Annotated in this window: 11 protein-coding genes; 6 read left to right on the top strand and 5 right to left on the bottom strand. The window is 41.7% G+C overall.

Annotation, left to right across the window (positions count from 1 at the left end; translation table 11 throughout):
* The first annotated feature begins 292 nt into the window (after positions 1–292).
* From DUL71_RS00110 to DUL71_RS00120, 4 genes are read left to right on the top strand one after another with little or no spacing between them, the layout of a single operon-like run.
* Complete coding sequence (locus DUL71_RS00110; RefSeq protein WP_208645457.1) at positions 293–1,618, top strand: type I restriction-modification system subunit M; 1,326 nt, start codon at positions 293–295, stop codon at positions 1,616–1,618.
* Positions 1,543–1,899, top strand: a complete 357-nt coding sequence (locus DUL71_RS32625; protein ID WP_208645458.1) for an N-6 DNA methylase — start codon at positions 1,543–1,545, stop codon at positions 1,897–1,899. The genes DUL71_RS00110 and DUL71_RS32625 overlap by 76 nt, the downstream gene beginning before the upstream one ends.
* Entirely contained in the window at positions 1,883–3,046 is a 1,164-nt protein-coding gene (locus DUL71_RS00115; RefSeq protein WP_114936221.1) for a restriction endonuclease subunit S, read from the top strand. The genes DUL71_RS32625 and DUL71_RS00115 overlap by 17 nt, the downstream gene beginning before the upstream one ends.
* Positions 3,047–3,050: 4 nt before the next feature.
* Entirely contained in the window at positions 3,051–6,701 is a 3,651-nt protein-coding gene (locus tag DUL71_RS00120) for a type I restriction endonuclease subunit R (protein ID WP_114936222.1), read from the top strand.
* A gap of 20 nt (positions 6,702–6,721) precedes the next feature.
* On the opposite strand, the gene DUL71_RS00125 is transcribed toward DUL71_RS00120, so the two are convergent.
* Positions 6,722–7,789: an AAA family ATPase gene (locus DUL71_RS00125; RefSeq protein ID WP_114937413.1), complete on the bottom strand. Its 1,068-nt coding sequence runs from the start codon at positions 7,787–7,789 to the stop codon at positions 6,722–6,724.
* A gap of 977 nt (positions 7,790–8,766) precedes the next feature.
* Between DUL71_RS00125 and DUL71_RS32260 the strand changes: the two genes are divergently transcribed.
* Entirely contained in the window at positions 8,767–8,970 is a 204-nt protein-coding gene (locus DUL71_RS32260; protein WP_114936223.1) for a helix-hairpin-helix domain-containing protein, read from the top strand.
* Positions 8,971–9,012: 42 nt separating this feature from the next.
* Here DUL71_RS32260 and DUL71_RS00135 read toward each other — a convergent pair whose 3' ends face one another.
* The 4 genes from DUL71_RS00135 to DUL71_RS00155 all read right to left on the bottom strand — a co-directional run bounded on the left by DUL71_RS00135 (position 9,013) and on the right by DUL71_RS00155 (position 13,383).
* The gene (locus tag DUL71_RS00135) at positions 9,013–9,945 is read right to left on the bottom strand and encodes a bestrophin family protein (protein WP_114936224.1); all 933 of its coding nucleotides are present in this window, start codon (positions 9,943–9,945) and stop codon (positions 9,013–9,015) included.
* 31 nt (positions 9,946–9,976) lie between these two features.
* A complete protein-coding gene (locus DUL71_RS00140) occupies positions 9,977–10,468 on the bottom strand; it encodes a hypothetical protein (protein WP_114936225.1) in 492 nt (163 codons plus the stop codon).
* A gap of 870 nt (positions 10,469–11,338) precedes the next feature.
* A complete protein-coding gene (locus DUL71_RS00150) occupies positions 11,339–12,703 on the bottom strand; it encodes a HAMP domain-containing sensor histidine kinase (RefSeq protein ID WP_114936226.1) in 1,365 nt (454 codons plus the stop codon).
* A complete protein-coding gene (locus DUL71_RS00155) occupies positions 12,700–13,383 on the bottom strand; it encodes a response regulator transcription factor (protein WP_114936227.1) in 684 nt (227 codons plus the stop codon). Before DUL71_RS00155 ends, DUL71_RS00150 begins: the two co-directional genes overlap by 4 nt.
* A gap of 250 nt (positions 13,384–13,633) precedes the next feature.
* Here DUL71_RS00155 and DUL71_RS00160 point away from each other — a divergent pair, with 250 nt between their 5' ends.
* Positions 13,634–14,782, top strand: a complete 1,149-nt coding sequence (locus tag DUL71_RS00160; RefSeq protein WP_114936228.1) for a hypothetical protein — start codon at positions 13,634–13,636, stop codon at positions 14,780–14,782.
* Positions 14,783–14,948 lie beyond the last annotated feature (166 nt).

Below are 14,948 nucleotides of genomic sequence, written 5' to 3' on the forward strand. Positions count from 1 at the left end.
CTCAACTTCGAAATCGAAAATCTCAATTCCGAAATCAAAACAGTGGCGTTCCCGTTAGCTAACGGGCCGGTCCGCCAGCTGGCGGATCCAAATCCTCGCCCTGGGCGTTGCGCGCGAAGGCCTGTGCGGGCTGTAGGTTTTCCGTTGCAATCCCTAACGCGGCCGGGGCTCAGGGCCGGATAAGCATGTGAAATGCGTGTTTTTATCTCGATATTGTTATCAAAACTTTAATTTTACCGTATTACTAATATTTACGGTTAATTCTGCCGAGGATTCAACGATACTAACATACATGGAAAATAAGAAAGCGATACAGGAAGAATCAAAACCAGAAAAAAGCAAAAAGTTAAAGAAGGAAAAATCAATGGAAGAAACCCTTTGGGATTCGGCCAACAAATTGCGGGGTACGGTTGAACCCTCAGAATATAAACACGTTGTTTTAAGCCTCATCTTCCTGAAATTTGCGAGTGACAAATTTCTGGAACGCCGTAAAGAACTGATTGCAGAGCATAAAGAGAAATTTATGGAGATGAAAGAGTTCTATAATCAAAAGAACGTATTTTATTTGCCCGAAGAATCAAGATGGGATTACATCATAAAACGCTCAAAGCAGAATGATATAGCAATTAAAATTGATACAGCATTAGCTACTGTCGAAAAAAATAACCCTTCATTAAAAGGTGCTCTGCCGGATAACTATTTCTCGCGACTTAATATGGATGTGAGTAAATTAGCAGCATTGTTAGATACAATTAACAATATTAATACTTTAAAAAACCAACAAGATATTGTTGGTCGGGTCTATGAATACTTCTTGAGTAAATTTGCTTTAGCAGAAGGAAAAGGAAAAGGCGAGTTTTATACTCCAAAAAGCATCGTAAATCTTATAGCTGAAATGATTGAACCTTACCGTGGTATCATATACGACCCAGCTTGTGGATCGGGAGGCATGTTTGTACAATCTGTTAAATTTATAGAGAGCCATCATGGCAATAAGAAAGAAGTATCTATTTATGGGCAGGAATACACTGGCACAACTTACAAACTGGCCAAGATGAACCTCGCTATACGTGGCATTGCTGCCAATTTGGGAGCTGTACCAGCCGATACTTTTGGCAAAGACCAACATCCCGACCTGAAAGCTGATTTTATTATGGCCAACCCGCCGTTCAATCAAAAAGACTGGCGTGCAAATAATGAACTCGCCGACGATCCTCGCTGGCGTGGTTATGACGTACCCCCAAGCAGTAATGCCAATTATGCCTGGATACTAAATATCGTTTCCAAACTATCAGCAAATGGTGTTGCTGGTTTTATCCTTGCTAATGGGGCACTGTCGGGCGGTGGCGACGAATATAAAATACGCCGCAAACTTGTCGAGAATGGCTTGGTGGAAGCAATTGTGATTTTGCCAAGAAATCTTTTCTATACAACCGATATCAGCGTGACATTATGGATTTTAAACAATAATAAAACTGAACGTACAATTTTGCTTAATGATGTAGTAAGGAACTATCGCGAAAGGCATAATGAAATTCTTTTATGGATTTGCGCCAGGTTGGCGAGCCTTTTGAAAAGAAATTCACCCAGTTTTCAGAAAGTGACATTAAAAGTATAGCCAAAACATATCATAATTGGCAACAGACTGATTTTGAAACTACTTATCAAAATACTCCCGAATATTGTTATTCGGCAACAATTGAAGAAGTAGCCGCCAAAGATTTCTCATTGGTTCCAAGCAAGTACATCGAATTTGTAAACAGGAATGAGAATATCGATTTTGATGAAAAAATGACTTTGTTGCAAAACGAATTTTCAATCCTGTTAAAAGCGGAAGAGCAATCAAAAAAGGATTTACTTAATGTGTTTAAGGAATTAGGATATGAGATCACACTATAAAAAGCTTGAGCCTTATATCCGCGAAGTTAATATTCGCAATAATGATCTTCTTGATACAAGGCTATTGGGCGTTAGCATTCAAAAAATACTGATACCATCTATCGCCAATATTATTGGTACCGATATGACTACTTATAAGATCATAAAAAAAGAGCAGTTTGCTTATGGGCCAGTAACTTCCCGTAATGGTGATAAAATATCAGTTGCATTATGTGAATATGATGAAGGTATGGTGTCACAAGCGTATGTTGTTTTCGAGATCGCATGTAGGGAAGAATTAGATCCAGAATATCTAATGATGTGGTTTAGTCGCCCCGAATTTGACCGTTATGCACGATTTAAATCTCACGGCAGTGCAAGGGAAATTTTTGACTGGAATGAGATGTGCAATATCGAACTTCCCGTCCCATCTATCGAAACACAACGCCAAATTGTAAAAGAATATAACACCATAAAAAACCGCTTAAAACATAATAAAAAACTGAATCAAAAATTGGAAGAAACGGCCCAGGTCGTATATAAGCAGTGGTTTGTTGATTTTGATTTTCCCGATAATAACGGCAAACCATATAGATCGAATGGAGGCTTAATGGTTTGGAGTGAGGAGCTAAATCAAGAAATACCTAAAGGTTGGATGGAGGGCTGTTTGGGGGATTTAATAGAACTCCAAAGGGGATTTGACTTACCAACTCAAGACCGATTACCCGGTGTTCATCCGATTTATGCGTCGACCGGAACTTTAGAAAATCATAGAACTTTTAAAGTAAAGGGGCCTGGTATTGTAACTGGTAGAAGTGGGTCTTTAGGCGAAGTATTTTATATAGAAGAAGATTTTTGGCCTTTAAATACGACCTTATGGGTAAAAACCTACAAAAACAGTACCCCTATTTTTATCTATTACGTATTAAAAAGCATTAATATAAGCGACTACAATAGTGGGTCTGCGGTACCCACCTTGAATAGAAATCATTTGCATTTACATCGTCTAATCGTTCCACCAATAAATATAATTCAAGCATTTGAAATGGTTTCAACAAAAATCAAGGAACAAACTCGCCGAAAGATTAAAGAAAATACCTTATTAGAAAATATAACTGAGATTTTATTTACAAAAATGTCTAAACTCGAAATTTTAGAAACAGCGTAGCCTGATGAAATTTACAGAATCGCGATTAGAGAAAGCTATTATTGAGCTATTGGGACAGGAAGATATTCCTCACCTGTTTGGTGCTGCGATACTGCGCCAACCCGATGAGGTGCTCATTAAAGAAGATCTGATCGCCTTTCTGTTAAACAAATACGATGTTGAAGAAATTACCCTGAGCGAAATTGAGGGTATCATTCGCGAATTAGAAAAATACCCTTCATCTGATCTGTACGAGAGCAATAAAGCTATCATGAAGCGCATAAGCGACGGCTTTTTACTCAAACGTGAGGATGTCAATAAAAAGGATTTTTATATTCAACTTATAGATTATTCTGCACTTGATCAAAACACTTACAAATTAGTTACTCAACTCGAAATTACCGGGTATGAGAAGCGTATCCCTGACGGTATAGTCTACATTAACGGCCTGCCGTTGGTAGTGTTTGAATTTAAAACCGCGATACAAGAGGACACCACGATACACGATGCTTACGTTCAATTAACTGTACGTTACAAACGGGATATCCCTGAACTATTTAAATATAATGCCTTTTGTGTTATTAGCGACAGTGTAAATAACAAAGCTGGTTCTTTTTTTGCACCCTATGAATTTTATTATGCCTGGCGAAAAATAGAAGGCTATATTAAAGAGGTTGATGGGATAGATTCTCTGTATACCCTCATACACGGTATGTTCAACCGCTATCGGCTACGAGATATCATACACAATTTTATTTACTTTCCAGATAGCTCAAAAAAGGACGAAAAATTAGTTTGCCGCTATCCGCAGTATTACGCAGCAACCAAACTATACGACAATATCAAACTACATCAACGCCCTAATGGTGACGGCAAAGGCGGCACTTACTTTGGTGCCACAGGTTGCGGTAAAAGTTATACGATGCTTTTTTTAGCCCGGTTGTTGATGAAGAGCGAATATTTCTCCAGCCCTACTATTGTGTTGATAACGGACAGGACGGATTTAGACGATCAGCTATCAGGGCAGTTTACCAATGCCAAGGGATTTATCGGTGATAATACGGTAATAAGCGTAGAAAGCAGAAAAGAGTTACGCGAATTACTGCAAGGCCGAAATAGTGGCGGTGTGTTCTTAACTACAATCCATAAATTTACAGAAGACACCAAACTGCTTACTGACCGGACTAATGTAATCTGTATATCAGACGAAGCACATCGCAGCCAAACGAATTTGGATCAAAAACTTCGGGTTACTGAAAAAGGGGTCTCTAAAACCTATGGCTTCGCCAAATACTTGCACGACAGCTTGCCTAATGCTACTTACGTTGGTTTTACCGGCACGCCCGTAGATGCCACATTAGATGTGTTTGGAGAAGTAATTGATAGCTATACAATGACAGAATCTGTTAATGACGAGATTACTGTTCGTATTGTGTACGAAGGCCGCGCTGCTAAAGTACTGCTCAATAATCAAAAGTTACAAGAAATAGAAGAATACTACAATCAATGTGCTGAAGAGGGTGCCAATGAATACCAGATAGAAGAAAGCAAGAAAGCGGTTGCCCAAATGAATGCTATCCTGGGCGATCCGGGTAGATTAAAAGCTCTTGCTGAAGACTTTGTTAATCACTATGAAAAACGAGTTAGCGAAGGAGCTACCGTAAAGGGTAAAGCAATATTCGTTTGCAGTAATCGCTTCATTGCTTATGAGTTTTATAAAGATGTAATTACGCTTCGCCCCGTATGGGCTGAAGTAAAAGCAAGTGAAGAAGGTGCGCAACTAACCGATAGAGAAAAAAAAGAAATTAAACCTATGGCACGCATCAAAATGGTGATGACGCGTGGCAAAGACGATGAAAAAGAACTTTATGACATTTTAGGCACCAAAGAATATCGTAAAGAATTAGATAGGCAATTTAAAAATCCAAAATCAAACTTTAAAATAGCCATAGTGGTTGACATGTGGCTTACGGGCTTTGATGTCCCTTTCCTGGATACGATTTATATCGACAAGCCAATTCAACGCCATAACCTTATTCAAACTATATCAAGAGTAAACCGCAAATATGAAGGTAAAGATAAAGGTCTTGTAGTTGACTATATAGGCATTAAAAGACAAATGAACCTGGCATTAAAACAATACAACCAGGTTGAAGGGCAAAATTTTGAAGATGTACAACAATCCATAGTTATAGCGAAAGACCATTTAGACTTACTGGCTAAAATTTTTCACAAATTCGATGCTTCGAAATATTTCGAGGGCACTCCGCTCGAACAGTTGCATACTCTAAATATGGCAGCTGAGTTTGTACAGATTACCCATGAGTTGGAGCAGCGTTTTATGTACCTGGTAAAACGCCTTAAAACAGCTTACGATATTTGCGCGGGCAGCGATGTTTTCACACAAGGACAACGCGATAAAATTCACTTTTACCTCGCTGTTCGATCAATTGTATTTAAGCTAACAAAAGGCTCAGCCCCAGACACCGCGCAAATGAATGCAAGGGTAAGGGAGATGATTAAAGATGCCATTGAAAGTACCGGAGTCGAAGAAATTTTCAAATTAGGTGATGAGGCCACTACCCAGGTTGATATTTTCGATGAGGACTATTTGGCAAAAATTGACAAAATTAAATTACCCAACACTAAAATAAAGCTGCTGCAACAATTGTTGGCAAAAGCTATTGAGGAGTTCAAAAAGGTAAACAAAATAACAGGTATTGACTTTTCAAAAAAAATGCAGGCCTTAGTTGAGAGATACAACGAACGTAAGGAAGCTGATATATTACGAAGTGAAGTACTGGAAGAGTTTACAAACGAAATTATCAATCTTTATAATGCGCTGAGGACTGAAAAGGATTCATTTAAGGAGATGGGTATCGACTTTGAAGAAAAAGCCTTCTATGACATCCTCAAGGCATTAATGGTTAAATATGATTTTAATTACCCTGAAGAGAAACTTTTGCATTTGGCACAGGAAGTTAAAACCGTGGTTGACGACAAAACCAAATACACTGATTGGAGTCGGCGCGATGATATCAAAGCAGAACTAAAAGCTGATCTGATTATACTATTAGCAGAAAATGATTACCCCCCGGTAGACCGAGACGAAGTATATAAAGAAATATTTGACCAGGCTGAAAATTTCAAGAAGTATAATAAGACCTCAGAACCTAAAACGGTATCTCACAAAGGGCATCTGTATTTGGATACCGAAAACTATCTCACTGCTGAAAACTTATTTTTTGCATACAAATACTTTGGTGAATCATTCGGCTTTAAATTTATCGACGACGGCGAATTTATAAAAGGGTCATGGATAAAAAGAAGAATCGCGTTTATTCAACGGATTTTCAAAAGTGAGGAAGCAAGAGAAATTTTCGACAAAACAAAAAAAGCTTTAGAATTAGCTCATTTAGACAAAATACAATCAGAAGTAAATAAAAACAACAGCGAAGCGGCTAAAGCGCTAATGGACGCAGTAAAGGATGTACCTAACGCGGCTATGGCAATGGGATCGCTTGTTGTTGTAAAAACAACCAAAGATGGTGAGCCGAAGGTAATTATTCGCAACCTAACTATAGATCAGGTTATCCAACTCGACAAGAATCCGGACTTACTAAATAAGCCATTTGAGCTTATGAATAGATTAAATAGGAATAATTTGTTATCCTGATCTCCTCCGCAGGGAGAAATTTACAGCTGGCTATTCAACATCCTATTCACACTGCCCACGCTCATGCCAAGCCGTTCGGCTATCTGCCGCTGGCTCAAACCTTCATCGCTTAATTCTTTAGCCTCGCGGCTCATGCGTTCGCGCTCTTGCCTGGAGGTGTCGCGCAGGTGGTTTTTCTCGCAATCGTTACCCGTAAAAACAAATTTTAAAAAGCCGTTGTGTCGTTCCATCTGGGCAAGGCATACATTGTCGGCACCATAGGTTTCGGCGGTGCTGCGCTGCTTAATTTGCTTCAGGTATCGCTGGCCAGGGGCGGAGTGACTTTCGCCCATGGCAAAGGCGCTGTCGCAAAAATTGATGAGCATTTTACTGCCCTGCAAATCATTGCGACTAAGCGGCAGGCGAGGGTTACGCTTGGGCGTATGGGCCAGCACCAGGATGCTGATACCGTGGCGGGTTTTAAGCTTTTTCAGTTCCTTCATCAGGGTGAGGGCGGCACCGGCGCTCTCGGTTCCGTTGCGCAGGCAGGTAATGTTATCAATAATGAGCACTTCTGCGCCGGTACGCTTAATGCCTCGTGTTAAAGCCTCAATCACATACTTGTCGAGTTTTTGATAATGCGAGCTGGCACGGTTAAACTGGTTGTATTCGCCGCGGTAAAATTCGGTGGCAAAGTGATAGCGGTTTTGGCCGTCGGTATAGCGTTGTTCAAACTGCTTGCCGCTAAGCTCAAAATCAATATACAATACCGGCGAGGCACCCGCCCCAAGCGCAAAAGGGGCAATAGGCTCACCGCGACTAATGCTGTCGGCCAGTTGTACAGCCAGCAGACTTTTGCCCATATTGGTATCGGCAAACAGGATGCACAACTCGCCCTGCAGCCAAAAGTTGCCAAACAGCATCTGCGGCGTTTCGTGTTCGGTTTCCATCACCATCCACTCATTGGCCGGGTAAATATCAAACAATTCAACCACCGCATCCGGGTCCGACATCACAATCTGCCCCTTACGCGCGGCTGCATCCGCCATAGCCCTCACATCCTTTTGAATCATTTGAACAACCAGAGGTTTCTCCGAAGTATGGTCCATAACAATTATTGCCCCGTCCCGCAGTTAAAGCGGTACAATCCATCGCTATTTGCCGCAAACCTGCCGGCAATCATGAAGGGCACTCAAATTTATCCACTAAAAAGTCCGCGGTTGGTGGCGCTATTTTGTCAGTGTTCAATTTTTAAAAACGAGGTGTTCAATGTTTTTTAAATGGATATTTTAAATGGTTGATTATCAGTAGCAATTTGTTCAAATAGTGTTTTTAAATAAACTCGATGATTTGCAAGTGTCTGATTATTAGATGTTCAATTTCGGGACAAAACGCAAAGTGTTTACACTTTCAAAAATTGAACAGTGGGATTTGCAAGAGATTATATGAGTGTTTTTACTTTTTTCTTGCGCTCGTTTGCAATCCATAACGCCTGTTGTTGCAAGCGAGCGTAAGGAGCAAAAAAACGGGTGTCATGCTGAGCCAGTCGAAGCATGGCGGGCAGGGCCTCTGCGCGCGACCCTTCGACAAGCTCAGGGTGACAGTCCCCCTACATCTAACAAGTTGGAAGAAGTACGTTTTCCGCAGCAGACCAGCTTCGGGTGAAAACGGACAGAACAATGCGGGGAATGTGCGGCTGCAGGGGGCATAGCAAGTTTTTGCAGAAGCAGGGGATAGGCGAATCGGGGCAAAATAATTGCAGCCCGTGGTTCTGTTCGTTTTGCAGGGCAAAGGCCAAGCGGCGGACTTAGGTAGGGTGTGGGCAAAGAAGCCTTTCTGCTGCAAGCCTTTTTGGGTACTTTTGTGGCGACAAAAGTACCTGGCCCTCGCGCGGCCAAGAGCGCGACGATGTAAGTTCATTACAACAATAATCGTTAACTCCCTCTGGTCGGTTGTCTTCGTGCCTCGCAATGACGCTGCGGATATGTCATTTGACCTTCACAGATCTCTATTTTCTTACTCCTCGCAATGACATGGCTTTTATTAATATGATCGTTAAATTTGATCATCAATTAAACCGTTTGTTATGAACACTGAAGAATTAAACAGCCCCTTTGGTAAACTGGGTAACCCGGCCCGGCGTGCGTTGGCCAATGCGGGTATTACATCGTGTCTTGAGTTATCAAAACTTACCGAGAAAGAGTTTTTGCATTTGCACGGCGTGGGCAAAAGTTCGGTGCCTATAGTGAAGGAGAAAATGAAAGAAGAAGGTTTAGGCTTTAAAGAATAAAATAAGTGAACCCCTGTGCCTTCCCGCACAGGGGTGTAAAGCTTACAGTATATAATACACGTTTGCTTTAGCGGCGACAGGTTGAACTGCTGCCTTTTCACTCTCATGTTTATCGTTAAGCATCTGCTTCAAATCGCGTTCAATGGTTTGCGAAATGGCAGTTGTTGGGGTGTCTGTTGGTTTGCTTTCAAATGGGTCTTGCAGATGAATAGCCATTTTCTCTACCAGTAAAAATGCTGCTGCTATAGCTATGATCAGCGGTACTTCAAACATACCGAAGAACTCGATAAGGCCAAAGGGCAGCAGGATGATGAACAGGTACAGGCAAAAATGAATGTATAAGCTATACGTAACCGGGAACACCGTGTTCTTGATCCGCTCGCATTTACCCATGGCATCGCACAGGCGGGTAAGCGTACCATCTATCTGCACCTGCTGGTAATCATTAAGCCATCCGTTTTTGTAGGCCAGCCTTAAATCCAGCCCGTGCAGTTTTAACAGGCTGTTAGGTACGTTACTGAAACGATGGGTAAACTTCACTTCTTCGTCAACTAACAGATGGGCGTTTTTGGCATAAGGGTCTTGCTTGCGCAGCGACTGGCTCAAACCGTAGCACCAGGCTATCTGACGGTAAACAAAACGCTTTTTGAAACCTTCTATTTCTTCGCAGTCAGCTTTATCGCCTTCTAAAAAGGTGATAAGCTCGCGGGTAAGTGATCTCGAATCGTTCACGATAGCTCCCCAAATACTGCGGGCTTCCCACCAGCGGTCATAAGCCTGGTTTGAGCGGAAGGCCAGCAACAATGATATGATGGTTGCCAGTATGGCCGGAACAGCAATAGGGATTGAAATGCGGTATTCAGGGAAAAAGCGATGGAACAGGGCGATAGTTATGGCATAACCGGCAACAAGTAAAAGCTCGTTCTTGATTTTTCCCACCACATACTTTACCGGGATATTTTCTTTTAGTAACATAGATAAATGTTTTAAATGATATTAATAAATATTAAACCTCCAGCAGCTCGTGCTCTGCTTCGTTCTTCACCAAGGTTAAAGGCTGTTTAACCTCAGTTTTAATGGTAACTATTTTATACCCGCTCCGCTGCATGAGTATGGTTGGGTCGAAACTGTTGGGTGTTAACCTTGCGTAGCTATGGTTTTCGGGCATGGCAATCAGTTCGGTTTCTTTTGCCTCCAGGTAGTTTTTGAATACAGCTACGGTGTTGCCATAAAAAAAGTCGGGCGTAATGTTTTCTATCTGATCTGCATAGTCGTTTTTCAGCATGGTACAGCCCGCGTAAAAATCGTCGTCGATTAGTTGGTATTCCCGGCTTCGGCGGGATAGCAATAACAGGTCGGATATAGAGTCGGATAGTTGCAGGAAGTGAACAAGCGATATATTCAGTTTTTGTTTTGAATAGCGCTCGGCTAAAACAGGTATAATGTTTAATGATGATAAGGTGAAATCAGACGGGATAATGATGTTTAATGTTTTCATGATGATACCTTTTTTGTGTTTACTACTGTTTGTTGATACAATAGTAGGTACCGGGCATTAAAGCGGTTTAAGAAAGAAATTAGAATGTGATTAGAATTGATTTTTGTTGCATCACCACCGCGTCATTGCAAGGTACGAAGCAATCGCGAACTGTACAGAGGGATTTGCATAGCTGCGCTGTAAGCTGGGGATTATTGATTGTGGTTTGCTTTTTATAGGTATTAATGAGCACCCTTCAGCCGGTTATCTTAGTGTTTTATAAAAACGTATTTGTGAGTTATTACCTATTAAGTTTTCGTTTTATAACTATGGGCGTTGCCTCCGGCCCGTGCTATCCGCTTATACTGCACAGGCATTATCCACAAGGCCGGTATCCGCTACTATCACTAACGCGGCCCCCGCACAAGCAAATGTGCATGGCGTATACATCAGGGTCCTCTGCGAGAGACCCTGATGAGACGTTAAGATCCTTCGTGCCTGCCCATGACATAATTAAAACCGGATGTTTTTCGCAGCAGATCAGCTTCGGGTGAAAACGGGCAGAACAATGTAGGGAATGTGTGGCTGCAGGGGCATAGCAAGTTTTTGCAGAAGCTGGGGATAGGGCGAATCGGGGCAAAATAATTGCAGCCCGTGGTTCTGTTCGTTTTGCAGGGCAAAGGCCGGGCGGCGGGTTGGAGGGAAGGATGAGCGCAAAGAAGCCTTTCTGCTGTAAGCCTTTTTGGATACTTTTGTGGCGACAAAAGTATCTGGCCCTCGCGCGGCCAAGAGCGCGACGATGTAAATTCATTACAACAACAGTCGTTACCTGCCTCTGTGCGATTATTAATATTATAATTTGTTTTTATAGGTATTAATGAGCTCCCTTTTCTACCCCTTATAAACCGGCAGCATTACCCTGATCTCGGTGCCTTCGCCCTCTTTAGAGATAATGCCGATGTTACCCTTATGCAGTCGCACAATATTCAGAGCCAGCGGCAAACCAACACCATGCCCCTCATACTTGCCTGTATTTGATGCGCGAAAAAATGGCTCAAAGATATGCTGCACATCGCTTTCGGGGATGCCTATGCCCTGATCTTTTATGCTGAAGATGATGCTGTTGTTTTCGGTATACACTCTAAGCGTTACCGGCTTGTTTTCAGAATATTTACAGGCATTAAGGCCTATATTACTGATGGCCAGTTTAAGCAGGTTGATATTTCCCTGCGTTACCAGGCTATCCACATCATCGGGCAGCGACGAAAAATCGATGCTGAGGTTATTGGTGGGGATGATATGGTCTACAGCATCTTTTACCATAAAGGCCAGTTCATCGGCCCGTATCTGCTCCCAATTCTGCTTTTTACCATCGAACCCACTTTGTGCCAGGCCTAATAAACTGGTGATAATATCCTGCAAGCTTTGAGTGCCTGTCAGGATTTCTTTAAGGTTTTTATGCAGATCGGCCCCCGGTGTATCAATGTTTTTGAGCGAAAGTTCGGCTTCGCCCTTAATGATAGCCAGCGGGGTACGCAACTCGTGCGAGGCATTGCTGATAAAGTTGTTCTGGGTTTCAAAGGCGGTTTCCAGCCTGTCGAGCATGTTGTTGAACGTTTGGGTAAGCTCGGCTATCTCATCTTTACCGCTATAATCTTCCAAACGCAAGTGCAGGTTACTTGCTGTAATGGTATTTACCTTTTTTATGATCTTACGTACCGGCTTAAAAGTATGGTATGAAAACCGGCGACCGATAATATAAACGATTAATATGGAGCTGAGAAAGCAGATGATCAACACCTGTTCAAGATCATTAAGCTCGCTAAGGCCCGATGGGTTGGTTGCCGAAACTACAATAATAGCATCGCCCTCGGGGAAATGGAATATATTGCCGGCGTAAAATACATTGTTGGCTTTAAACCTTGATTTTCCGTTGTAGAGGATATTATTTATCAGTTCGCGGGGAACGCCTTTTACAGTTTTGCCTTTGGTATAAACTTCGGGTTTAATAACGTACTGCTTTTCGGCAATGAGGCGTTCAAGATAGCGCTGCCTGATCTCCTTGTACATACCAAGGCTGTCGCGGTCATTAAGGTGATGGATTTGCGAGGAGATGTTTACCCGGGTTTCAAGCCGTTTATAAAAATCATCAAAGGTAAACTGGTGTACAAAATAAAAAACAGCGCTGCTCAATATCAATATTACCGATACTGTTAGCCCAAAAAACAGCAGCGCTACTTTTTTCTGAATGGTCATGCCGCGTTATTTTTTAAAATATAGCCCATGCCAATAACCGTGTGGATAAGCTTATTGTCAAAATCCTTATCAACCTTTTTGCGCAGGTAGTTGATATACACATCAACCACGTTGGTACCCATATTAAAATCAATGTTCCAAACGTGCTCCAGTATTTCGATGCGGCTAAGCATGTGGTTTTTGTTTTTAGCCAGAAACTCCAGCAGGCGGTATTCGGTAGCGGTAAGGTCGATGATCTTATCGCCGCGTTTAACCGATTTTTCGTCGCCGTTGATGACCAGGTCGGCAATTTGAATCACGTTTGCCGGTTGCGCAAGGTTTGTATTACGACGGGCAAGGGTACGGATGCGGGCGTTAAGTTCGGCCAAACTGAAAGGTTTAACCATATAATCGTCGGCACCGCTGTCAAGGCCTACTACCACGTTTTCGGTAGTGCCCAGGGCGGTAAGCATTAGTATGGCAGCGTTTTGGTTGGCCTGCCGCAACCGTCTGCAAACCTCAATGCCATTAATGCCGGGTAGCATAATATCCAGAATGATCAATTGAAAATCCATTTTCATGGCCATATCCAGCCCGGTTGTGCCATCAAGGGCAACACTTATTTCGTGACCTTCGGCAGTAAGGTCGCGCTGGATAATGGATACCAGTTTGGGTTCATCTTCAATTAACAGGATCTTCATTGTGGCAAATATATATTACGCTTAGTATAAACAATAAATAAGCATGATGTTTTAGTTAAACTCAACAGGAATATCGGTAAACTTCGGCCAGTTATTGGTAAGCTACTGTATCAGCACCTCTGTCCGCAAGGTACCGCCCCTGCTACCGGACGGACACCATCCTTATAAACTTCAACCAGTTATGTGATGTTTTAGTTAAACTGATCAGGAATATCGTTAATTTAAAGCGATAATAATTGTAAGCCAGCTTATGCCTAATCCTTTCAAAATCGTCAGCAACGCGGTGTGCCTTGTGCTTCTATTGGGGGTATTGGGCTGCCATCATGAAAGCAAGCCGATACATAAAAAGCCGCCTAAAAAAGCGGTTAAGGCAAAAGCAAAGGAATATGTAGAGGTTAAATACACCGAGCCGCAGCTTATTGCTTTTTTTGATAGCGTGGGTAGGTTGCCTGTTGAGCCTTTAGCTAATAAAGCTGCTTTTTGGGCTGATTCTGTTTTTGAGAATTTTACAGAGCCGATGAGCAGGGTGCTGTCTGATGCTGATTTCACGTTATTGAAAAGCTGCATACGTAAGGGGATGATAAAACCAGTTGATGCCAGAAACATATTTGGCGAACTAAAATTTGATAGCACCTGTACAGCGAAAGGGTTGTTTGATTCTGTTAAAAAAGGAAATGTTTATTTGCAATATTATCCTTTTGGCGGTAAGAAAAGCAAGTTTGATGAATTTGGAATATTAGTAGGGGATGCGGGACATTGCGACAGCTCGGAACTGTATTTTTTTAAGGGTAATAAAATAATAGCAAAGCAAAGTGGCTACAGTAGGTATACTGATAATGTGCAATACTTTAAAAATGTGGATGGCGAAAGTATAGTTTACCGGCGAATGGAATTTAATGAGGGTTCGGGTATTTGGTGGTTTAATTCTTTCTTTTATAAATACGATGGCGATAAATTAATCCCTGTATTAAATGAATTAATGAATTCAAACTTGTTACAGCCTTCGCCATGGGGCATTCGTGAAATTTGGCTGGAATCGACCATTCAACATACTAATCCTTTAGTCATGAAGTTTGTTTACCACCAACAATTTCAGGATACCACCGAATATGATCATTATGTAGCTGATCCTAAACGAGGGCCTATGATAGTTGATGATTCAACATTGGTAAAGTATACCTGGAATGCGCAAACAAAAAAGTTAGAAGCGCAGTTTGAATCATCTAAAATAAACAGGCCTCAAATATTGTCATGCTACCTTATTGATAACGAGCTTTTGTTTATAAACGCCTATCATCAGAGGCTAAAAAAGATGATGCTTAATAAAAAGAAGAAAAGATATATACTTCACTATTTGAATAATATAAAGAATTATCAAAACGAAGCTGGTGAAAAGTAAGGAGGCGCTTTCTAAACTTCGACCCAATAAAATAACACGATAAAATAAGAGGGATGAGCTTGATAGTTAGTTATGACGATGTTGAACAAAAAGGCTATCACTGGTCGAAGTTTAGCGAAGCGTAACTTCGTCCTAAAACCCCGGAAGCATTCTGCTTCCGCAATTC

The sequence above is a fragment of the Mucilaginibacter endophyticus genome (assembly GCF_003351025.1).
Taxonomy (GTDB): domain Bacteria; phylum Bacteroidota; class Bacteroidia; order Sphingobacteriales; family Sphingobacteriaceae; genus Mucilaginibacter; species Mucilaginibacter endophyticus.

Bases quoted from the DNA above. Each gene is read 5' to 3' on its own strand.
- DUL71_RS00110 (WP_208645457.1), top strand. From the start codon at position 293: ATGGAAAATAAGAAAGCGATACAGGAAGAATCAAAACCAGAAAAAAGC.
- DUL71_RS32625 (WP_208645458.1), top strand. From the start codon at position 1,543: ATGGATTTGCGCCAGGTTGGCGAGCCTTTTGAAAAGAAATTCACCCAG.
- DUL71_RS00115 (WP_114936221.1), top strand. From the start codon at position 1,883: ATGAGATCACACTATAAAAAGCTTGAGCCTTATATCCGCGAAGTTAAT.
- DUL71_RS00120 (WP_114936222.1), top strand. From the start codon at position 3,051: ATGAAATTTACAGAATCGCGATTAGAGAAAGCTATTATTGAGCTATTG.
- DUL71_RS00125 (WP_114937413.1), bottom strand. From the start codon at position 7,789: ATGGACCATACTTCGGAGAAACCTCTGGTTGTTCAAATGATTCAAAAG.
- DUL71_RS32260 (WP_114936223.1), top strand. From the start codon at position 8,767: ATGAACACTGAAGAATTAAACAGCCCCTTTGGTAAACTGGGTAACCCG.
- DUL71_RS00135 (WP_114936224.1), bottom strand. From the start codon at position 9,945: ATGTTACTAAAAGAAAATATCCCGGTAAAGTATGTGGTGGGAAAAATC.
- DUL71_RS00140 (WP_114936225.1), bottom strand. From the start codon at position 10,468: ATGAAAACATTAAACATCATTATCCCGTCTGATTTCACCTTATCATCA.
- DUL71_RS00150 (WP_114936226.1), bottom strand. From the start codon at position 12,703: ATGACCATTCAGAAAAAAGTAGCGCTGCTGTTTTTTGGGCTAACAGTA.
- DUL71_RS00155 (WP_114936227.1), bottom strand. From the start codon at position 13,383: ATGAAGATCCTGTTAATTGAAGATGAACCCAAACTGGTATCCATTATC.
- DUL71_RS00160 (WP_114936228.1), top strand. From the start codon at position 13,634: ATGCCTAATCCTTTCAAAATCGTCAGCAACGCGGTGTGCCTTGTGCTT.